Source organism: Streptomyces calvus (assembly GCF_006782915.1).
Classification (GTDB): domain Bacteria; phylum Actinomycetota; class Actinomycetes; order Streptomycetales; family Streptomycetaceae; genus Streptomyces; species Streptomyces calvus.
The window spans coordinates 65736-86703 of record NZ_VCNP01000045.1; the positions used below are offsets into that span (position 1 = coordinate 65736).

The 20968-nt window shown below is 72.7% G+C and carries 17 protein-coding genes; 4 read left to right on the plus strand and 13 right to left on the minus strand.

Annotated elements, in window-relative coordinates:
* Window positions 1-105: 105 nt before the first annotated feature.
* Window positions 106-705 (minus strand): dihydrofolate reductase family protein, encoded by a 600-nt coding sequence (locus tag FGW31_RS22245; RefSeq protein WP_142195235.1) that lies wholly within the window; start codon window positions 703-705, stop codon window positions 106-108.
* A 308-nt stretch (window positions 706-1013) separates the two neighbouring features.
* On the opposite strand from FGW31_RS22245, the gene FGW31_RS22250 reads away from it, so the two are divergent.
* Window positions 1014-1397, plus strand: coding sequence for a tautomerase family protein (locus tag FGW31_RS22250; RefSeq protein ID WP_142195236.1), 384 nt, complete (start codon window positions 1014-1016; stop codon window positions 1395-1397).
* Window positions 1398-1645: 248 nt separating this feature from the next.
* Here FGW31_RS22250 and FGW31_RS22255 read toward each other — a convergent pair whose 3' ends face one another.
* On the minus strand, window positions 1646-2692 hold the full coding sequence (locus tag FGW31_RS22255; RefSeq protein ID WP_142195237.1) for a LacI family DNA-binding transcriptional regulator: 1047 nt from the start codon (window positions 2690-2692) through the stop codon (window positions 1646-1648).
* Between the two features lie 254 nt (window positions 2693-2946).
* On the opposite strand from FGW31_RS22255, the gene FGW31_RS22260 reads away from it, so the two are divergent.
* From FGW31_RS22260 to FGW31_RS22270, 3 genes are read left to right on the plus strand one after another with little or no spacing between them, the layout of a single operon-like run.
* Window positions 2947-4098 (plus strand): Gfo/Idh/MocA family protein, encoded by a 1152-nt coding sequence (locus FGW31_RS22260; protein ID WP_182674740.1) that lies wholly within the window; start codon window positions 2947-2949, stop codon window positions 4096-4098.
* The gene (locus tag FGW31_RS22265; protein ID WP_142195238.1) at window positions 4095-5246 is read left to right on the plus strand and encodes a dihydrodipicolinate synthase family protein; all 1152 of its coding nucleotides are present in this window, start codon (window positions 4095-4097) and stop codon (window positions 5244-5246) included. The genes FGW31_RS22260 and FGW31_RS22265 overlap by 4 nt, the downstream gene beginning before the upstream one ends.
* Window positions 5243-6073, plus strand: a complete 831-nt coding sequence (locus FGW31_RS22270) for a sugar phosphate isomerase/epimerase family protein (protein ID WP_182674738.1) — start codon at window positions 5243-5245, stop codon at window positions 6071-6073. Before FGW31_RS22265 ends, FGW31_RS22270 begins: the two co-directional genes overlap by 4 nt.
* Before the next feature lie 84 nt (window positions 6074-6157).
* Here the strand turns inward: FGW31_RS22270 and FGW31_RS22275 are convergent, their stop codons facing one another.
* From FGW31_RS22275 to FGW31_RS22330, 11 genes are all read right to left on the minus strand, one after another.
* Complete coding sequence (locus tag FGW31_RS22275) at window positions 6158-7561, minus strand: DUF6177 family protein (RefSeq protein WP_142195239.1); 1404 nt, start codon at window positions 7559-7561, stop codon at window positions 6158-6160.
* The gene (gene eccCa, locus FGW31_RS22280; protein ID WP_142195240.1) at window positions 7558-11571 is read right to left on the minus strand and encodes a type VII secretion protein EccCa; all 4014 of its coding nucleotides are present in this window, start codon (window positions 11569-11571) and stop codon (window positions 7558-7560) included. The genes FGW31_RS22275 and eccCa overlap by 4 nt, the downstream gene beginning before the upstream one ends.
* Before the next feature lie 130 nt (window positions 11572-11701).
* Entirely contained in the window at window positions 11702-13069 is a 1368-nt protein-coding gene (locus tag FGW31_RS22290) for a hypothetical protein (protein ID WP_142195241.1), read from the minus strand.
* A gap of 13 nt (window positions 13070-13082) precedes the next feature.
* Window positions 13083-14453, minus strand: a complete 1371-nt coding sequence (gene eccD / locus FGW31_RS22295) for a type VII secretion integral membrane protein EccD (protein WP_373303404.1) — start codon at window positions 14451-14453, stop codon at window positions 13083-13085.
* 31 nt (window positions 14454-14484) lie between these two features.
* Window positions 14485-14751, minus strand: coding sequence for a hypothetical protein (locus tag FGW31_RS22300; protein WP_142195243.1), 267 nt, complete (start codon window positions 14749-14751; stop codon window positions 14485-14487).
* Between the two features lie 19 nt (window positions 14752-14770).
* Window positions 14771-15493 carry an immunity 49 family protein gene (locus FGW31_RS22305; protein WP_233452550.1) on the minus strand — a complete coding sequence of 241 codons (723 nt, stop codon included), beginning with the start codon at window positions 15491-15493 and terminating at the stop codon, window positions 14771-14773.
* A gap of 158 nt (window positions 15494-15651) precedes the next feature.
* Window positions 15652-18231, minus strand: a complete 2580-nt coding sequence (locus FGW31_RS22310) for a hypothetical protein (protein WP_142195245.1) — start codon at window positions 18229-18231, stop codon at window positions 15652-15654.
* Window positions 18228-18614 (minus strand): DUF6507 family protein, encoded by a 387-nt coding sequence (locus FGW31_RS22315; RefSeq protein ID WP_142195246.1) that lies wholly within the window; start codon window positions 18612-18614, stop codon window positions 18228-18230. Before FGW31_RS22315 ends, FGW31_RS22310 begins: the two co-directional genes overlap by 4 nt.
* 48 nt (window positions 18615-18662) lie before the next feature.
* Window positions 18663-18974: a pore-forming ESAT-6 family protein gene (locus FGW31_RS22320; protein ID WP_142195247.1), complete on the minus strand. Its 312-nt coding sequence runs from the start codon at window positions 18972-18974 to the stop codon at window positions 18663-18665.
* Window positions 18975-19017: 43 nt separating this feature from the next.
* Entirely contained in the window at window positions 19018-19350 is a 333-nt protein-coding gene (locus FGW31_RS22325) for a hypothetical protein (RefSeq protein ID WP_142195248.1), read from the minus strand.
* Between the two features lie 483 nt (window positions 19351-19833).
* Entirely contained in the window at window positions 19834-20805 is a 972-nt protein-coding gene (locus tag FGW31_RS22330) for an AraC-like ligand-binding domain-containing protein (protein WP_142195249.1), read from the minus strand.
* Between the last annotated feature and the right edge of the window lie 163 nt (window positions 20806-20968).

Genomic DNA, 20968 nt, shown 5'->3' on the forward strand with positions numbered 1-20968 from the left:
CCCCCGGCTCAAGACCCAGGCGCCGGTCCCGGCCGGCCGGGTCGTGACCCAGGAGAAGGCGCGGCCGCCCGGCGGCCGGCGCGGAGCCGTGCCGCCGGGACGCGGTCAGGCCTCGCGGGCGGCCGGACGGTAGACGCACACCTGGGCGCCGGTCTTCGCGGTGGTCGTGGAGACCAGCTCGAACGGCCGCTTCGCACCGTCCGTGGGAAAGACCGACTTGCCGCCGCCGAGCAGCACCGGCATGACGATCAGCTGCAACTCGTCCACCAAGTCCTCGGCCAGCAGGGTCCGTACGAGCGTGGGGCTGCCCATCATCGCCAGGTCGCCGCCCTCGGCCGCGCGCAGCTCACGGATCCGGGCGAGGGCCTCGCCGGCCGGGATCAGGCGGGAGTTGTGCCACGTCAGGTCGGCCTCGCCGAGCGTGCCGGACACGACGTACTTCGGCAGGCTGTTCAACCGGTCCGCGAACGGGTCCCCGGCGCGCTCGGGCCAGGCCCCGGCCATCGACTGCCAGGTCCGCCGCCCGAACAGCAGCGCCTCCGCACCGGCCATCCCCGCGTCGAAGGCGCCGCCGAGGACCTCCGGGTCGAAGTACGGGTGCGACCACCCGCCGTGCGCGAAACCGCCGTCGGTGTCCTCCTCGGGCCCACCCGGCGCCTGGGAAACGCCGTCGAGGCTGATGAACTCGGTGACCACGATCCGCATGACCGCTGCTCCTGACCAACTCGCCGAAAACCTGAACGCCCTGACAGACCGAAACGACCACCGGAACTCATCGGTGCCCCGGGAGGACGCTTCGGATACGCTCTGTACCTACTGGTATGTACAGAGCGGGTGTCGTGAGGCGCCGCGAGCGAAACGGGCGTCCGTGAGGCGCCGCGAGAGACGCAGGCGTCCGTGAGGCGCCGTGAGAGGTACAGGCGTCCGTGAGGCGCCGTGAGAGGTACAGGCGTCCGTGAGGCGCCGTGAGAGGCACAGGCGTCCGTGAGGCGCCGTGAGAGAAGGGACGCGCTATGCCCCTCGTCCGCATCGACGTGCTCGCCCCCGACCCCGCCCGCCTCGACGCGCTCGGGCGCGCGGTGCGCGACGCCCTGGTGGAGGCGCTGGGCGTGCCTCCGGACGACTGCTTCCAGATCCTCACCGGCCACGACGGCACGACCGGCACGCTGCGCTACGGCGACTACCTCGGCGTGCACCGCGACGCCGGCATCGTGTACGTGGCCGTCACCCTGCGGGCCGGCCGTACGACGGAGCAGAAACGGACGCTGTACCGGCGCATCGCGGACCTCGCCCGGGACTACGCCGGGACCGAGCCGCGCAACGTGTTCGTGACGCTCACCGAGAACGGCCCCGCCGACTGGTCACTGGGCAACGGCGAGGCCCAGTACGTCCCTTGAGCCGACACAAGAACCGGACCTCCATCCCGCCAGAGGGAACTGCGCGACCAACCCCCACCCAGCACCCCCGGAGGCGCGGGAGCGGCGCGACCAGCCCCCACTCCCGCACCGAACTGCGCGACCAACCCCGCGCCCCCGCACGGCCCCCACTCCCGCACCCGCACTGCCACCCCACCAGTCCCGCGAGGAACCGCGCGACCGGCCCTCACCGACCCGCACCGGCGAACCCGTGACTACCGCCGCCCCGTTCAGTCCCGTGGCGCCGCCGCGGACCCCCGCACCATCAACTCGCCCCGCACCGACGCGATCCCGCCCGGCGGCGGCTCCTCCCGCCCCATCGCGATGCGCCCGGCCCGCGCCCCCGCCTCCGTCAACGGCAACCGCACCGTCGTCAGCGCGGGCACCGCGTCGATGCTGAACGGCAGGTCGTCGAAGCCGGCCACCGACACGTCCTGCGGGATCCGCAGCCCGGAGTCCCGCAGCGCCGCGCACGCGCCCAGCGCGACGGAGTCGTTCGCGGCGACGACGGCCGTCAACGACGCGTCCCTGCGCAGCAGTTCGAGCGTTGCCTCGTAGCCCGACCGGCGGTCGTAGCGGCCGTGCACGGTCCAGCGCGGGTCCTCCTCGATGCCGTGCGCGGCCAGCGCGGCCCGGTGGCCCTCCAGGCGGTGCCGGGTCGTGGTGCGCTCCTGCGGGCCCGCGATGTAGCCGAGGCGCCGGTGGCCGAGGCCGATGAGGTGCTCGGTGAGTTCCTGGCCGCCGCCGCGGTTGTCGAAGGTCAGCGCGATCGCGCCGGTCTCCGGCGCGGGCGGCCGCCCGCACAGCACCACCCGGGTCCCGGCGTCCGCCAGCTTCCGCAGTTTCGCGTCCATCGCCGCCTTGTGCGGCGCGTCCTCGATCGCCCCGCCGGTCAGCACCACCGCCGCGGCCCGCTGCCGCTGGAGCAGCGTGAGGTAGGTCAGTTCGCGCTCGGGCGAGCCGCCCGTGTTGCACACGACCGCGAGTCTCTCCCCGCCCGCGCGCCCGCCCGGCCCTCCGATCTCCGCCTGGATCGCGCTCGCCATGATCCCGAAGAACGGGTCGGCGATGTCGTTCACCAGGATGCCCACCAGGTCGGAGGTGGCGGCGGCCAGGGCGCTCGCGGGGCCGTTGAGGACGTAGTCCAGCTCGTCGACGGCCTTCAGCACCCGTTCGCGGGTGGACGCGGCCACCGGATAGTTGCCGTTGAGCACGCGCGACACCGTCGCGGGGGAGACCTGCGCGCGCGCCGCCACGTCCGCCAGGGTCACCGTCATCTCTCGTCCTCCGCCTCGCGCGTCCCGCCGTACGCCGCTGTACGCCGTCGTACACACCCACGCCCACACCCGTGGTTCCGAGCAGACCCTACGGCCATCCGCGCGGTTGTTCGCCCCCTCGAACAACTCGGACTCGCCGTGGTCTTGTCCGCACCGCTGTTCAGAGGCTAGCTTCTCTCTACATAGAAAGCGCTTGCTGTCACGCTCACCAGTGGGGCGTATGCGGCGCGCGAACCGCGTACGAAGGGAATGACGTGACACGCAAGACGGTGCGTATCGCCATGAACGGTGTGACCGGGCGCATGGGCTACCGCCAGCACCTCGTCCGCTCCATCCTGGCCCTGCGCGAACAGGGCGGCCTCGACCTCGGTGACGGCACCGTGCTGTGGCCGGAGCCGATCCTGGTCGGCCGCCGCGAGCACGCGCTGAACGCGCTTGCCGAGCGGCACGGCCTGGAGCACGTCTCGACGGACCTGGACGCCGTCCTCGCCGACGACAGCGTCGACATCTACTTCGACGCCCAGGTCACCTCGGCCCGCGAGGAGGCCCTGAAGAAGGCGATCGCGGCGGGCAAGCACATCTACACCGAGAAGCCGACCGCCACCGGCCTCGACGGCGCCCTGGAACTCGCCCGCCTGGCGAACGAGGCCGGCATCAAGCACGGCGTCGTCCAGGACAAGCTGTTCCTGCCCGGACTGCTCAAGCTGAAGCGGCTCATCGACGGCGGCTTCTTCGGCCGAATCCTGTCGGTGCGCGGCGAGTTCGGCTACTGGGTCTTCGAGGGCGACTGGCAGGAGGCCCAGCGTCCCTCCTGGAACTACCGCGCGGAGGACGGCGGCGGCATCGTCGTCGACATGTTCCCGCACTGGGAGTACGTGCTGCACGAGCTGTTCGGCCGGGTGACGTCCGTGCAGGCCCTCATCGCCACCCACATCCCGCAGCGCTGGGACGAGAACGGCAAGCCCTACGACGCCACCGCCGACGACGCCGCCTACGGCATCTTCGAACTCGACGGCGGCGCCGTCGCCCAGATCAACTCCTCCTGGGCCGTGCGCGTCAACCGCGACGAACTGGTGGAGTTCCAGGTGGACGGCACCGAGGGCTCCGCGGTCGCGGGCCTGCGCAACTGCCGCGTCCAGCACCGCTGCGCCACCCCCAAGCCGGTCTGGAACCCGGACATCCCGGCCACCGAGGTCTTCCGCGACCAGTGGCAGGAGGTCCCGGACAACGGCGAGTTCGACAACGGCTTCAAGGCCCAGTGGGAGCTGTTCCTGCGCCACGTCTACGCCGACGCCCCCTACCACTGGGACCTGCTGGCCGGCGCCCGCGGCGTCCAACTCGCCGAACTGGGCCTGAAGTCCTCGGCCGAGGGCCGCCGCCTCGACGTCCCGGAGATCGCGCTGTGACCCTGCACCTGCCCGACGCCAACGGCACGCTGCGGGCCTACGAGCCCCGCACCGAGCCCCTCGCCGTCACCGCCGGAGCCCCCTTCACCTCCCGTACGGTCTTCTCCGCCGCGCACGTCGTCGCCGACCCGTACGCCGACACCACCCCCGACTCGCCCGCCGCCGTCGACTGGGACGCCACCCTCGCCTTCCGCCGCCACCTGTGGTCCCACGGGCTCGGCGTCGCCGAGGCCATGGACACCGCCCAGCGCGGCATGGGCCTGGACTGGGCGGGCGCGGCCGAGCTGATCCGCCGCTCCGCCGCCGAGGCGAAGGCCGTCGGCGGCCGCATCGCCTGCGGCGTCGGCACCGACCAGCTCACCGCCGGCAGCCTCGCCGAGGTGCGCGCCGCCTACGAGGAACAGCTCGCGGTCGTCGAGGAGTCCGGCGCGCAGGCCATCCTGATGGCCTCCCGCGCCCTCGCCGCGACGGCGCAGGGCCCCGAGGACTACCTGGAGGTCTACGGCCACCTGCTGCGCCAGGCCGCCGAGCCGGTGATCCTGCACTGGCTGGGCCCGATGTTCGACCCGGCGCTGGAGGGCTACTGGGGCTCCTCCGACCTCGACGCGGCCACCGACACCTTCCTGGAGGTCATCGCCGCCCACCCCGACAAGGTCGACGGCATCAAGGTCTCCCTGCTGGACGCCCAGCGCGAGATCGACCTGCGCCGCCGCCTCCCGCACGGCGTGCGCTGCTACACCGGCGACGACTTCAACTACCCCGAGCTGATCGCCGGCGACGACCAGGGCTTCAGCCACGCCCTGCTCGGCATCTTCGACCCGCTCGGCCCGCTGGCCGCACAGGCGGTCCGCGTCCTCGACACCGGGAACACGGACGGCTTCCGCGCCCTCCTCGACCCGACCGTCGAACTCTCCCGCCACCTCTTCCGCGCACCGACCCGCTTCTACAAGACGGGCGTGGTGTTCCTCGCCTGGCTGGCCGGCCACCAGAGCCACTTCACCATGGTCGGCGGCCTGCAGTCGGCCCGCTCGCTGCCGCACTTCGCCCGCGCCTACGAACTCGCCGACGGCCTCGGCCTGTTCCCCGACCCCAAGCTGGCCGAGGAACGCATGAGGACGCTGCTGCACCTGTACGGAGTGACCCCGTGACCGACCTCGCGCGCTTCAGCATCAACCAGATGACGGTCAAGCAGCTCGCGCTGCCGGAACTCGTCGACGCCTGCCGGGAACTGGGCGTGCCGGGCGTGGGCCTGTGGCGCGAGCCGGTGCAGGCGTACGGCGTGGAGGCCGCGGCGAAGCTCGTGCGCGACGCGGGCCTGACGGTCACCACGCTGTGCCGGGGCGGCTTCCTCACCGCGATCGACGCCGGTGAGCGGGCCGCCGCCCTGGCCGACAACCGGCGTGCCGTGGACGAGGCGGCCACGCTCGGCACCGACACGCTGGTCCTGGTCTCCGGCGGCCTGCCGGCCGGGTCCAAGGACCTGCGCGGCGCCCGGGAACGCATCGCGGACGCCCTCGCCGAACTCGGCCCCTACGCCGAGGACCACGGGGTGAAACTGGCCATCGAGCCGCTCCACCCGATGTTCGCCTCCGACCGGTGCGTGGTCTCCACCCTCGCCCAGGCCCTCGACATCGCCGAACGCTTCCCCGCCCACCAGGTCGGCGTCACCGTCGACACGTACCACATCTGGTGGGACGACACCGCGCCGGTGCAGATCGCCCGCGCCGGCGCCCAGGGCCGCATCCACACCTTCCAGCTCGCCGACTGGATCACCCCGCTGCCCGAGGGCGTGCTCAACGGCCGCGGCCAGATCGGCGACGGCGCGGTCGACATGCGGGAGTGGAAGCGTTACGTGGAGGCGGCCGGCTACACCGGCGCCATCGAGGTCGAACTGTTCAACGACGCACTGTGGGCCCGCGACGGACGCGAGGTGCTCGCCGAGACGGCCGCGCGGTTCGTGGAGCACGCCGGGTGAGGTCCGCCGCGCGCTGAGGCCCTGGGTACGGGCATCCGGACACGGTGCGGCCGGGCGCACGTACCCGGGGCGCGGAGCGTGCCGTCAGGCTCCCGCACCCGGCGCACCGGCCCGCAGATGTGCCGCCAGACGGCGCAGCTCGACGAGGGCACCGGCGTCCGACCCGTCGCCCAGCGGGTAGTGCAGGGCCGGCTCGGAGGCGGGTCCCAGGGCGACCGGCCGTACCGCGACGGGCGGGCGACGGGCGTGGGTGAGGCCGATGCCCCGCACGTCCCGCGCACCGAGCGTGAAGGCGACCGGGACGGGCGGCGCCTGGAGCACGGGAGCCGTGGTGAGGTCGCGGGCGGCCCGCCGCACCGACGCCAGCATCGTCGTCAGGCCGTGCTCCGCGACGAGACGCTCGGCGAGGGGTTCGATCGCCTCCAGGGGCGGTTCCTCACCCTCCCCGTACCCGAGGGTGAGCGTCACGTCCTGCTCGACGCCGGCGGTGGTCCGCGTGACCCGGATCCACGCCAGCCCGGGCCGGTCGGGGTGTCCTGTCACGATCACATGGGTCGGCTCGGGGGCCCGGTTGCGGGCCAGGCCGGTCAGCCGACGGGGCGACCAGGGCAGGTTGACCGGTTCCGCGGTGCCCCAGCCGGCCGGCGCCGAGCCGGTGAGCGCACGCCAGGCCGTCTCGAGCGCTTCCCCCAGGACGGTGTCCTCGTGCGCGGGGAGCGTCGTACGGAACGCCACGACGAGCTGCCGGTCGCTCGACGGGGACGTCCGGCCGAACGCCTCGGCGACCGAGGCCGTGCCGTCCGCCCCGAGCGCGGGCGTGAACGTCCCGTCCTGCCAGCGCAGCACCGCCCCGGACAGGCCGTCGTAGTAGCCCTGTGCCGGGTCCTGGACGACCCAGCGGTTGGGCACCTGGAGGAGGGTGGCGCGGGCCGGGGCACTGAGCCGGACGTGCGGTGGGGTGACGATCTGCAGGGCACGGCCCGACTCGGAGGTGTCGCGCAGCACCTCGGAGAGCCAGGTGGTCAACGCCAGCACGGGCCGATCGGACAGGACGACGGCCGTGCTGTCGGTGAGGACGTCCACGACCGGCTGCCCGTCGTCCGGCGCGACCGCCGCACGAACGTCCACGACCCCGGTACCCGCCGCCGACTCGGGCCAGGTGCTGCCGCCCAGCAGCAGGGCGAGCCGCCCGCACACCGATCCCGCCAGCCGTTCGGCCTCGGGCACGGCACCGGAGGCCCGGGCCTCGGTCCACCAGAACGGCGCGGGCACCTCCTGCCCGAGCAGCCGTTCGGCCTCCCCGTGGACCTGGACCAGAAGCGGGGCCTCCACGGACACGAGGGGCCTGCCGTCCGGGGCGCACAGCCGCAGCACCGCGCCCGCGGAGTCGGCGGTCACGGCCGCCTCGGGCCCGCCCGCGTACAGGCCGGCCAGCAGGGCCCAGGTGTCCGGCATCTTCGGGGTGAGGGCGATGACGTCCTTGGTCACGACTGTTCCTCCTCGGCTCCGATCAGGGCGGTCTGGACGAGCCGGTGCTGCCGGCCGCGGCGGACCAGGGTGCCGCGGCCGGGTGGCTGCGGGGAGGCGTACAGGCCGGGGAAGAGCTGTCCCTCGGTGCGGTCGCCGGTCATCACCAGGGCGGTGGAGCCCGTCTCGCGCAGGGTGGTCAGCAGCGGCTCGTACAGCGCGCGGGAGGCTCCCGCGGTGCGGCGTGCCAGGACGAAGTGCAGGCCGATGTCCTGCGCGGAGGAGACGTACGGCAGGAAGGGCGCGAGGGGCTGCTGTCCGGCGGTGGTGAGGATGTCGTAGTCGTCGACGAGGATGACGATCCGCGGGCCCCGGAAAGCGGGCTCGCCGGTCTCGGGCGCGTCCGGGTCGGCGGTCTCCGGCATCCTCTTCTGCAGTTCGGCGGCGATGCCCGTGGACAGGGCGGCGGCGAGCGCGGCGTTGTGGGCGTAGCCGCCCCGGTACGGCTCCGGGACGACGCCGCGCAGGCCGCGGCGCGGGTCGAAGACGCCGAAGACCAGCTCGTCGTCGGAGTACCGCTCGACGAGCCCGGCGACGATCAGCTTCAGCAGGTTCGTCTTGCCGCACTCGTTGTCGCCGAGGACCAGCAGGTGCTGGTCGCCGCCGAAGAGGTCGAGCAGCACGGGCGCCAGGGCGTCCTGGTCGAGGCCGAGGGGTATCCGCCGCGGTTCGGCGGCCGGCGAGGGCAGCCGGGTCGCCGGCAGCCGGGCCGGCAGTACCCGCACCGGGGCGGCGGGTTCGCCGTGCCAGGTGGCGCTGACGGTCCGGGCCGCCTCGTCCAGCGCCGGGCCCAGGTCGCCGGTCGTGGGCGAGCCGTCGATACGGGGCAGGGCGGCCTGCGCGAACAGCTTGCCGTCGGTGAGCACCCGGCCGGGCACGTCCGGCGAGAGGGTCTCGGAGAGCTTGCGGTCGACGGAGGAGTCGGCGGGGTCGTTCAGGCGCAGCTCGACGCGGGTGCCGAAGAGCGACTGGGTGGCGATGCGGACGTCGTTCCAGCGCAGCATGCCCGCCACCACGTGGATGCCGTAGCCGCCGCCCCGCTTCAGCAGGTCGGCGACCGGCTCGTCCAGGTCGGCGAAGTCGTCGCGCAGCGCGCCGAAGCCGTCGATCACGAGGACGACGTCGGTGGAGCCGAGCTGCGGCAGCCGACCCTGGGCGCGGAGACCGCGGAGCTGGTCGACGGAGTCGATGCCGTGCTCGCGGAAGACCGTCTCGCGTTCGTCGAGCATGGCGCGCACCTCGGCCACCGTACGGGCCGCGCGCTCACGGTCGGCCCGTCCGGCGATCCCGCCGACGTGCGGCAGGGCGGCCGTCGCCGACAGGCCGCCACCGACCAGGTCCAGGCCGTACACGGCGACGTCGCGGGGCGTGTGGGTGACCGCCAGGGACAGCACGAGGGTCCGCAGCAGGGTGGTCTTGCCGGACTGGGGGCCGCCGATCACGGCCACGTGACCGCCGGCCGTGGTCAGGTCCAGCACCCACTGGCCCTGCCACTGACGGGCCGGGTCGTCGAGCACGCCGAGCGGCACCCGCATCCCGCCGGTGGCGCGCGCCAGGTGCAGTCCGCGCTCGGAGACCCGGACCGGTCCGGCGGCGGCGTCCAGGGTGACGGCGTCGGGCAGCGGGGGCAGCCATATACGGCGCACGGCGGGGGCGGCGCCGGCGAGCCGGTCGACCATGAGGGACAGGACGCTGGGGCCGGTCTCCCGCCGGGTGGCGGCGGGTTCCTCCGCCGGCTCCTCGGTCCGCCCCGCGGTGTTGTACGCCGGGTAGGGCAGGGCGAGCGGCTCCTCGCCCCGCTGCTCGCGAGCCACCGGGCCGCGGTGTGCGCCGGAGACGTACCCGGCCTTGAACCGTTCGTAGGTGGAGGTGTCGACCTTGAGGTAGCCGAATCCGGGCAGGGGCGGCAGATGGAAGGCGTCGGTGGTGTCGAGGACGGTGCGGGACTCGTCGGCCGAGAAGGTCCGCAGGCCCAGCCGGTACGACAGGTAGGTGTCCAGGCCCTTGAGCTTGCCGCCCTCGATGCGCTGGCTGGACAGCAGCAGGTGGACGCCGATGGAGCGGCCGATGCGGCCGATGGACAGGAACAGGTCGATGAAGTCCGGCTTCGCGGTGAGGAGTTCACCGAACTCGTCGATGACGACGAACAGGTGCGGAAGCGGTTCGAGGTCCGGCCTCCGCGTCGCGCGCAGCACGGCGTAGTGACCGATGTCGGCGACGTTGCCGGCGTCCTTCAGGACCTGCTGGCGGCGCTTGACCTCGCCGGCGAGGCTGGTGTGGACGCGTTCGACGAGCCCGGCCCGGTTCTCCAGGTTGGTGATCATCCCGGCGGTGTGGGGGAGTTCGGTGAAGGGGGCGAACGTGGCGCCGCCCTTGTAGTCGACCAGGACGAGCGCCAGGTCCTCGGGGGAGTGGGTGGTGACCAGGGCGAGGACGAGGGTGCGCAGCAGTTCGCTCTTGCCCGATCCGGTCGCGCCCACGCACAGTCCGTGCGGGCCCATGCCGAGCTGCGAGGACTCCTTCAGGTCCAGCAGGACCGGATCGTGGCGGTCCGTCAGCCCGATGGGTACGCGGAGGAAGTCGCGTTCGCCGCGCGGTTTCCACAGGGCGGTCAGGTCCAGGTCGGCGGGGTCGGTGATGCCGAGGAGCGCGGGGAAGTCGACCGGCCCGGTGACGGGGCTGCCCTCGGCGGCGGCGGACTCCGGCGACAGTCGCAGCGGGGCCAGCAGCCGGGCCATGCCCTCCGCCCCGGCCGCGGTGACCGGGTCGACGGTGCCCTCGGCGGCGGTGACCGGTGCGGTGGCGTCCTCGGTGGCGGAGCCGCGAAGGTCCTCGACGACCACCCGCTCGCCGTGGACGGTGATGCGCACGCCCACCTCGTCCGGCTCGTGGACCTGCTCCTCGAGGAGGTGCAGCACGGTGACGCCCATGTCCGGCAGGCCGACCGCCGAGTCCGGGCGCGGGAGTTCCGCGGCCGGCTCGCCGTGGGCGTCGACGACCACCAGCAGCCGGCCCGCCAGCCGCAGTGCGTTCCGGTCGGCGAGCCCGCGCCGTACCTCCGCCGCGTACGCGGACTGCCGGCCCAGCTCGTGCCGGAGCAGCCCGGCCAGCTGTACGAGATCGGGCGCGATGCGACGGGCGGCCACCGGACCGTCGTGCGCCTGCGGATCCAGCACGTGCGGCAGCCACTTCGCCCACTCCCACTCGGCCAGCCGTTCGCCGGGCACGGCCAGGGCGAGCGCGACGTCGTCGGGAGCGTGCGTCACCGCCGTCTGCACCAGCAGGGCCCGGGCGACCCGCAGGACGTCCTCCCGGTCGCCGACGACGCTGACGTTCCCGGCGCGGTCCAACGGCACGGTCAAGGGCATGTCGGCGGCCGTGGCGAACCGGCGCTGCAGGGCGCGGGCCTCGTTGAGCATGAACGGGTCCGGCGGCGTCAGCACCCCGCCGGCGCCGCTCTGCTGGATCACCGGCTCCTGCACCGGTACGTCACCGAGACCGACCCGCACCCGCAGGAAGTCGGCGTCCCGGCGCCGCCGCTCCCACAGCCGGGCCGGGTCCCGCACCAGGTCGTACAACGCCTCCGGCGCCGGGTTCAGCTCACGCTCGGCGTCCCGGCGCCGCCGCTCCGCGGCGCCGAGTTCCTCCCGCAGTTCCTCCAGGTACTCCAGGTAGCGCTCACGTTGGGTGCGCCGGGTGCGCTGCGCCTTGCCGCGCTGCGACAGGAACAGCGCCACCGCGCCCAGCAGCGCGAAGACCAGCACGATCGCGCCCACCACCGCGAACCGGCTGTTGCGGATCACGGTCATCATGACCACGGAGCCCATGACACCGGCCATCGGCAGCAGGGCGGTGGCCGCGTTGCCGGCCTTCCCCTCGGGCAGGTTGGGCGGCGCTTCGACCGTACGGGGCCGGGCGGGTTCCGGGGGGCGGGTGCTGCGGGCGGGCCGGTGGACGATTCTCAGGGTCACGGGCGGGCTACTCCGGAGCGGGTCGTGACGGAGGAGGGGCGGGACGGGCAGTGGCGGAGGGGCGGGGGATGGCGGAGGGACTGGCGGTGGCGGAGGGGCGGGCACGGGCCGGTGCGCACCGGCCGGATGCTCATCGCACCCTCACCGCGCGCCCCATCACCTCGGCGGCCAGCCGCAGGACGGCCTGCTGGGTGGCGTGCGACAGGAGGTCGGTGCGGATGGGGCCGCCGCCGGCCAGATGACGGTCGTACGGCACGGCGACGACGGTGACGCCGGCCTCCTTGAGATGCCCCGCGGCCGTCTTGCCGTCGAGGAGCGTGTCGGGGGTGTTCGACACCAGTGCCACGACCGTCGTGGCCAGCGCGGAATGCGGCAACCGCGCCAGCCAGTCCAGCACCTGACGGGTCGCGCCGACTCCTTCCGCGGTGGTCGGCGCGACCACCACCCGGGCGTGCGCGGTGTCCATGGCCGTACGGGCCACCTCGCCGGGCAGCGTCTCGCAGTCGGCCACGGTCACGGCGAAGTAGCGGCGCAACGCCAGCGTCACCTTGCGGTACGACGTCATGTCGAGCGGCGGACCGACCTGTCCCCGGCCGGCGGGCAGCAGCCAGCCGCCGTCCGACACCGGGACCAGGTAGCCGGTGACGTCCGTCAGTTGCATGGAGGGGTGGAGGATCGGCGCGAGATCGGCGCACGTCCAGCGCACGGCCTCCGCGCCCATGCGCACCGGCAGGGTGCCCAGAGCGGTGTCCGCCTCCAGGGTCAGCACCGGGTCGTGCCGGTAGTGGTTGAGGGTGCGCCCGAGCAACGCGGAGACGGTGGACTTGCCGACGCCGCCACGGATGGAGGTGACGGCCACCACCCGGCCCGTGGTGACGGGCTGCTGCAACTCGCGGGCGATCCGGGTCTGTTCGGCGACGTCCTGGTTGACGGACGAGGTGAGCTTACGCAGGGCCCTCCCCGTGCGCCGGGTCACGGAGTCGCCGTGCAGCGGACGGCCCAGGGCGAGGAGGAGACGGGGATCGAGGGTGGGGGAGGACTCGGGGGCGGGGGAGGCGGGGAGGCGGGGGTCGCGGACGGGGACGGAGGGCGTCGCGGGCCGCTCCGGCTCCGGCCCGGCGGCGGCCGGGGTGCCGGACAGGCGGGCCGGGGACGCGGGGCCGTCCGGAGCGCGGGGCGCGGACGAAGGCACCGGACCGGGGACCTGCGGGCCGGGCACGTCGTCGGCGCCCGCCTCCGGCGCCGTGGCCTCTTCCGGCGCCGTGGCCTCTTCCGGCGCCGTGGCCTCTTCCGGCGCCGTGGCCGGGGGCCGTGCGGGCGCGGGGTGAACGAGCCGCAGCGTGGGCTCGCCGGGCCGGGCCGAGGCCGGCCCTCTGCCGTCACCGGCACCGGTCTCCGAAGGGCTGCTTCCCCCGGCGCCGCCCAGCTCCCGCAGCACGTTCCGCTGCCAGTCGCCGCCTGCCGACGGCTGCTCGCGCCTCTGCTCCCCCTGCGTCATGCGGCCGTGCCTCCTAGGCGAAGGTGTCGAGCAGTCGTCCGTACACACCGAACACGCCGACGAGCAGCGGGAGCAGCGCGATGACCCCCACCGATTCGAGCAGGTCACCGACTCGCCGCAACCGGACCCGCACATGCTCGGCCGGCTGCACGGCGAGCACGACGAGCGGCAGGACCGCGAGCACGACCAGGACGGCCAGCGGGGCCGCGGCCGAGGACCGCTCCGCCCACACCGTCAACAACCGTACGACGACGCCCGCCGCAGCGGCGAGCAGCACCACCACTTCGGCGACCAGCGGAAACGCCCGGGCCCGCAGGCCCAGCACCACCGCGACGAGCGCGGCCAGCGGCACCGTCCACACGGAGGGGTCCCGCAGCGCCAGTACGGCGGCCGCGGCGGCCGATCCGGCCAGGGTGATCGTGGCGAGCACCAGCCCGCGGTGCGCGGCGGTCAGGGCCGTGGACACCCGGTGACGGCTGACGGAAACCCCGCCGGCCCGGCGGTCGTCGAGCCCCGAGAGCCCGGACGCCATCAGCGCGAGCCGCGGCAGCACCCCGAGCACCACCACACAGACGACGCCGAGAACCGCCCCGACCCGCGCCTGCTGCTCCACCGTCCCGGCGCCGGACTGCAGGGCGACGACGGCCTCCCAGCCGACGGCGGTCGCGGCCACGGCACCGGCGCCCACGACCCCGCCCCGCCCCAGCGGCGTGAACAGCCCGAGCAGTGCGAGGACCAGCACGCCCACGGCGGCCACCCCGGCGAGCCGCAGGGCACCCGCCGACGACCCGCCGACGACATCGACGAGGCTCCACACGCCCAGCACTCCGAGCGCGCCACCGGCACACAGGAGGGTGGCGGCGAGCCCGTACCTGCGCACCCGCCCCAGGACCGCACCGGCGACCACTGCCGCACCGGCGGCGACGAGAAGCGCGGCGGCGACCACCGAGTCGTCGTACCGCGCACGCGCGAACAGAGCGGCGACGACCACCCAGGCCACGCTCGCGGCACCCGACGTGACGCGCCGCGCGGCCGGCCCCCACACCCATGCCCGATGACCGAGGTCCTCCGCCACCTCGTCGGTGACGTCGTGCACGACGGGAGCGGGCGGGGCGTCCTCGGCACGGACGAGACGCAGCACAGCGCCGTCGCGGACGCCAGCCGTCTCCAGTGTGCTGTCGTGATCGAGCGCGGAGCCGTCCACCGTGACGAGCTGACGCGAGGCGGGCCGCCCCTCCGCACGGTCGTCCAGCAACCGCATGATCTCGGGCAGCAGCAGCCCGACCGGCTCCCGCGCCGGGAGCACGAGGTCGACGCGGCGCCGCTCACCGACGAGCGTGACCCGGCTCAACACCACCGGCCCACTGGCCGTGTTCCTGCTCAAGGCCCCCGTAGACATCACGTTCGCGAACCTATCACCGGCTTGTAGGACTATTTGAGGGAGTGGAAACGCCGGGAGAGTACGGGCTGTCCTGCCCGATCAGCCGGTGGGACACGAACGACCACCCGACACACCCCGCGCACAGCACGGCCGCGATCACCATGCCGGCGAGCACCTTCCCCATCCGCTCGTCCGCGGCCCGCCGTTGCCGCCGTGCCCCGAACAACAGGGCGTCCCGCAACCGCCGTCGCCGCACGGAAACGGACTCCAGGAGCTGGCTGTCGTAGTCCTGGGCGGTCATGCCGCTCGCTCACCTCGTGTCACGTAGGGAACTCTCCCAGCCAGCTGCGCTTGAGCAGGTGCTCGGGCAGATACTCCGACTCGACCTCGATGGGCCGTCCGGCGTCATGGGCGAGGCAGGTGATGGCGAGGATCGCGAGAGGGATGTCGCCGTCACCGGATTCCTCCCGCTCCTCGTTCGCCGTCCAGTACTCCTTGTGCAGCTCGAGCGCCTGGACCAGGGCCTCGTTGAACTGATCCGCGTCCTGGCCGACGAAGCGGTAGAACAGATTGATCGGCGGATACAGGACCTTGAGCATCGTCTCTCGGTCGAGGAACCGCAGCCGGTCCGGGTCGGTCGCCTCGAACGCGGCGACGAGCTTGTCCCCGAGTCCCGGCCGCTCCAGCCAGTACGTCTGGAGGACGTCGACCCAGTGGTAGATGTACTCCTCGAAGACGGCGCCGGAGGCCCGCAGCGTCTCGACCGGCACCTGGCACAGCTGGGTCATCCGCGCCTGGTCCCGGCAGACGACGGCCAGCCAGAAAGCGTCCAGCCAGGTGCCCGCGTCGACGAAGTGCGTGATCCCCACGGCGGGGATCGTCCGTACCTCGTGGCCGATCATGCACTCGACGGTGGAGCCCTCGGGAGCGGTCGCCGAGGCGAACAGTGCGGACCCGACCTGCATCGCCATGACCCAGGCTTCCCACGTCTCCAGCTTGTCGGCGGTGGGATCGTCCAGCGTCTGAAGGCTGGCGCTGGACACAGCACTGCTGAAGGTCAGGCCGAAGCTCTGCGGGTATTGCTCAAGACGCTCGACGCGACGGAGGGTTCTCTCGTTGATCTCTTGCCGGAGCTCGTCTGGATTCGGGTGACTACCTTTCAGGGGAGGGCGGGGAATGCGTGTATGCATGAACAAATTTCTCATTTCGTGAGATCGAACTGCTTCATTTGGTACCCAGCATAATTAGGCCCGTTGAAATCAGCCTTGACCAGGACGTAGTCCACCTTGCCCTCGTCCAGCGCGTCTCGGAGGTCTTCGGCCAAGGTCCGCTCGGCGCGAGCCGCTTCAACGTCCCCACTCTTCGTGCGTCGCTCGGCCCTCTTCTCCATTTCCTTGAGAATGGTTTCGAAGTACTCCTTCGTCCCCTGTGTCACCAACCGCCCGCTGTGACCCTTGCGCACGCCGAGAGCGGCCGTCGTGGACCCCTTCGCCTCGACGACGACATACCGACCGTCCGTCGTCCGGTACACCTGGTCGAACCGATTGTTCCCGAGGGCCCCGTCGTCCAGGCGCACCGCACCGGGATAGTGCTCCGGTACTGCATGGCGTTCGGCGGCGTGCTCGCCGAGCAGTTCGCTCTGCCGGTTCGCGTCGCCGTGAAGCGGTGAGTGTGTCTTGTCGGCGAGATCCCTTGCGGCGGCCAGCTCGTCCGTGGGGTTGGCGGCGTAGGCCTTCTCCGCGGCCTTCAGGGCGTCCTCCGCCGCGTTGTCGGCCTTGACGGCCGCGTCCCGCTTGGCGGCCTGCTCGTTCAGGTGCCTCAGGGTCTCGTCGGAGAGGTCCGCAGCTTTGCCCTTGATGGGATCCGGGCGCACATATTCCTCCTTGATCGCCGGAGGCATGTCACTCGCCGCGATCCACTTGGGCGGCGCGAGCGGGTTGCGCGTGAGCTGGGGTACGGCCTGGCCGTAACCGCCCTCGGCAGTGGTGGAGCGCCGGTATCCGTTCTCGCGGTAATGCTCCTTGAACCACTCGGGGTCGTTGTTGGCCCGCTCGACCTGCCGGCGCATGATCTCGCGTTCGACATCCAGAGGAGCGCGACTTCCGGACGGTGATCCGCCCGAGCCGTTGCCGCCCCCGTGACCGCCGCCGGTTCCGGCGTGCTGGGCGGGAATCCCACCGTTGTCGGTGCCACCGCTCCCCGCGTGCCCGTCGCCGCCCGCCGCATGCCCTCCGCCGTCACGTGCGGGCGCCGTGTCCGTGCCGCGCGCCCCGGCGTGCTCGCCGACGTGAGCGGTCGGTGCCGTGTTCCCGCCTGCCCGGCCCGTCGCGTCGCCGCCGACGTGGGCCGCCGTGCTCCCGGCCGCGTGTGCGCCTGCCCGGTCGCCCGCCCCGACGAGCACACCCTCTTCGTGCGGCAGGCTCCGCTCCAGCAACTCCCGGTCCGCCGCCGACAGTTCCACCTTCGCCGGAGCCGCCGTGCCGTCCGCGCGGACGACCGAGCCGTCGTCCAGGTTCAGCCGGGTTCCGTCCGGCCACTCCACCACGTTGTCGCGGACGACCGGCATGTCGTCGGCGACCCGCACCACACTGCCGTCGGGCTGGACGCGTCTCGTTCCGGCGAGGATGTCGTCGTAGGCGCCCGCGTGGACGCCCCGCAGGCCGGCGAACAGGTCGGTGACCTTGACCGTGCCGAACTTCGCGGCCTTGCCGAGGTACGTCATGGGATCGACGAGCCGGGCCGTCTTGCCGAGCGCGCCGACCGTGCGGGCCACCGAGCCGCCCTTCGCCGCCGCTCCGGCGCCTCCCGTGAAGACGGTCGTCAGGACGTTGAAAGTGACCGCGCCGCCCGCCCGTGCCGGGTTCTCGCCCCACTGGTCCCAGGCAACCAGCGCCTTGCCCGCCTCCTTGACCGTATTGCGGGAGTCGCGCAGATAGGAGGGCAGCTTGTCCTCGGGCATCTGCCAGTACGCCACGCCGACCACGGGCACCGCGGTGATGAGCACGCCGGTCGCGAGCTTGCCGAGCCCCTTCCACGCCTCGCCCGCCGCGTCCCAGCCGTCCACGCCGACGAGGGTGCCGAGGCCCCGGATCGTGCCCCACACCCCGTCGACGACGAAGCCCTTGCCGAACTCCATGACCTGGTGGCCCAGCCAGTCGAGCCCGTGCCGCTCCTTCTCCACGGTTTTGCCCCAGGGCAGTTCCTCGGACTGGTTCAGGAGGTCGGCGGTGAAGCCGTAGGTGCTGGTGCCGCGCTTCAGCAGGCGCTTCTGGGCGCCGTCCTCGATGATCAGCGTCGAGCCGCCCACCAGCGCGGTGATCTTGTTGTGGCAGGTGATCTCCGCCTGCCAGAAGGCCGCCGTGGTGGCGTTGACGTCGTGCACCAGGTCGTTGTTGAGCTGGACGTTGTCGTCGTCCTCGCGCCAGTCCTCGTCCCCCGCGATCTGCTGCCGGAAGGTTTCCGCGCGACGCTTGAGGCTCTTCAGCCTGGCCACGAGCGGCTGGATCTCCGTCTCGTACGAGCTGAGGGCCGCCGCCACCTTCTCCAGATCGTCGGCGAACTCGTCGGCCTTGGCCGCCACCGGCGCCGTCGTGGCGAACAACTGCTCCGCCTCCGGGGCCGTGTAGCACGCCGACAGCCCCTGGAAGCGGGTGTGCACGTCCGACCCCGACTGGCGGAAGACGAGCGCCTGCCCCGTCAGGAGCATGTGGTCGATGCCCAGTTGCTCCAGATCACCGGTGAACTGCGGGATGTTCTGCGGATCGATGAGGTCCGCGCTCACTGGCCCCCCTGTCCGCCCGCGCCCGGCAGGTCGATCTTCGGTTCCTTCAGTGCGTTCGCCTGGGCCTGCGCGGCCATGTCCAGGTCACCCTTGACGTACGCGTTGGTCGCCGTGGCCGCCCCGTCGAGCGAGTTCGACGTGCGCACCGCGACGTACATCAGCTTCTCCTGGTAGGCGGTGAAGAACTCGCCCAGCGCCGCCGCGACCGGGCCCTGGACCCCGCTCTTCTCCACGCCACCCTGCTGGATCGTGCCGGCGGACTTCGCCGCGCTCGGCATGGTCTTCTGCAGGGCCTTCCCGGTGTCCGAGAGGCCCTCGGCCGCCTTCGCCGTCTGTGTGAGCACGTGCTGCACGCCCGACGGCGAGATGTCCCACCCCGTCATTGGAATCCCCGTACTCCCGTGTGCCGTCGTCCCGCCGACGCGCCCGCGTCAGCCGATGTTGTCGACCGCCGCCCGCGCCTTCGCCATCGTCGACTGGGCCGTTCCGTCGTTGTCCTCGAGAGTCGTGCGCACGAGTTGGATGATGCTGCGCACCTCGTTGGCCGCGCGGTTCCAGCGCAGCTCCTTGCCGTGGTACTCCTCGGAGACTCCGTCGGCCTGGAAGTCGGCCATGGCGGCCTTCACTGCCTTGTCGCGGTCGGCCAGCACGCGCTCCAACTGCCCGACGATTCCCTGCAAGCCGCCCTGCACCTCGCTCGACGCGCCGGTGTCGTAGGAGCGGCGGTCCAGATTCTGGCCCATCGTCAAACCCCCTGTGGTTGTCGCCTCTGCCCCGGTGGGCGGCCTATCGTGCGCCGAAGCGGGCCGCGTCGAAGTTGGCCGCGCCCATGTTCTTCTGGGCGTTGTCGTGCTGCTCGGTCTCACCGGTGGTGAACGCGGTGTCCATACCGCCCTGGCCTTCGAGGATCGCGCCGAGCGACTCGTTCAGCGCCGCGGTGATCTCGTCCGCACGCGTCTTGAAGGAGTCGAAGGCGACCTTCCCGGAACCGTTGAACTTGCCCTCCAACGGCTCGGCCGCCTGGATGAGCATGCGGATCAGCGTGCCCAGGTCGGTGCTCGAACCGAACGTGTTCTTCCCCAGATCCGACAGGGTCGTCGACCCCATGTCGAACTTCACGTGTGTCACCCCCGTGCGTCACGTACGCATCACAGAACCGTTCACAGAACCGTTCGAACATGCTGTCGCGCAACGCGCCACGGACGCAACGGCGTTGATCACAATGTGACGCGATCCGGACACACCGGGGACAGTGTCGATGCTCGTGCACGTCAGCGCGAGGTGCTCGCCGGGACGGCCGCGCGGTTCGTGGAGCACGCCGGATAGGCATCGCGGTGCACGGCCCCCCTGAGCGATGGAGGGCCGGTGCACGCAGCGCGGGCCCGGTACGGGGCGCAGTCCGTACGGGCCCGGCGCGGAGCGCAAGCGGTGCGGTGCCGATCGGACGCCGACGTTCGCCGGCACCGCACGGTGCTTCCCCCCTGCTCCCCGCAGTGCGCGGCCCCCACCGCGCACGGCAACCAGCATGCGGCCCAGGGACGATTGAATCCTTGACCATCCGTGCAGGGATCTTGTCGATTCCGGCAGGACGGGAAACGGCCCCTACGGGTCGGTGTGCTGGTGGCGGTGGTCCGTCGGTGTCATCCCGTACACGCGGCGGAAGACACGGCTGAAGGTGGCCGGGTCGGTGAAGCCCCACCGTGCCGCGATCCAGTGCACGGCGCGGCCCCGCAGTCTCGGGTCGGCGAGGTCGCGGCGGCAGCGCTCCAGCCGGCGGTGCCGGATCCAGGCGGCCGGCGCCTCGCCCTCCGCCGCGAACAACTGGTGCAGATGGCGCACCGAGATGCCGTGGGCCGCCGCGACCGTCGCCGGGGACAGCGACGGATCGCCGAGGTTCTGGTCGATGAAGTCCCGGATCCTGGTGTGCAGGGCCCGCCGGCGGGACTCCGGGGGCAGCGCGTCCTCCGAGTCCGCGCAGCCGCCGAGCACGGAGGCGATCAGATCCGTCGTCACCGACGCCAGCGCGGGCGCGTCCGCCTCCGTGAACTCCTCGGCGCGCCGGGCGACATCGGCCAGCCAGCGGTACAGCGCCCCGCCCATGCCGTGGTCGACCGGGACGGGCGTGGCCAGCAGCCGCCGCACCACGCCCGGCGGCAGCGGCAGCCGGGCCCGCGGCATGCTGACGATCACCGTGGTCGACCGCTCGGACGTCCGGTTGATGCGGGCCTCGTAGGGCAGGCTGGTGTCGGCCATGACGAGCTGCCCGACCCGGAACGCCGTCTGCCTGCCTTCCTGCGCCATACCGCCGTCGCCGTCGAGCTGGCAGTTGATCTGCAAGGCCTCCGGGTCGAAGCGCCGGATGGTGCGCGGGGTGCGCACGGTGTCCAGGTGCGGCAGTCTCAGCTCGGCGATCTGCACGTCCCCGAGGGGCAGCACCCGCATCACGGCGTCGAAGTCGTCACTGCGCGCACTGCGCAGCAGGTTGGGCACATGCGTTCGGGTGGCCACGTCCTGCCAGAGGTCCCACCGCTCGACGGGCTCCACGACATCGGTCCGGAACTCCTGCACCAGCATCCTTACGCCCCCAACGCGTACCGGACGGCTGCATCCTGCCCGGAACATCGTAGGGAAGGGGCGCCGCAAAAATCTCGGAGAGAGCGTGCAACCGTCCCCGCGTCTCGCGGGTCGTACTCGGCGTCAGGACCTCTGGGTGGGGACCCGGGGGGGGAGTTGAGGG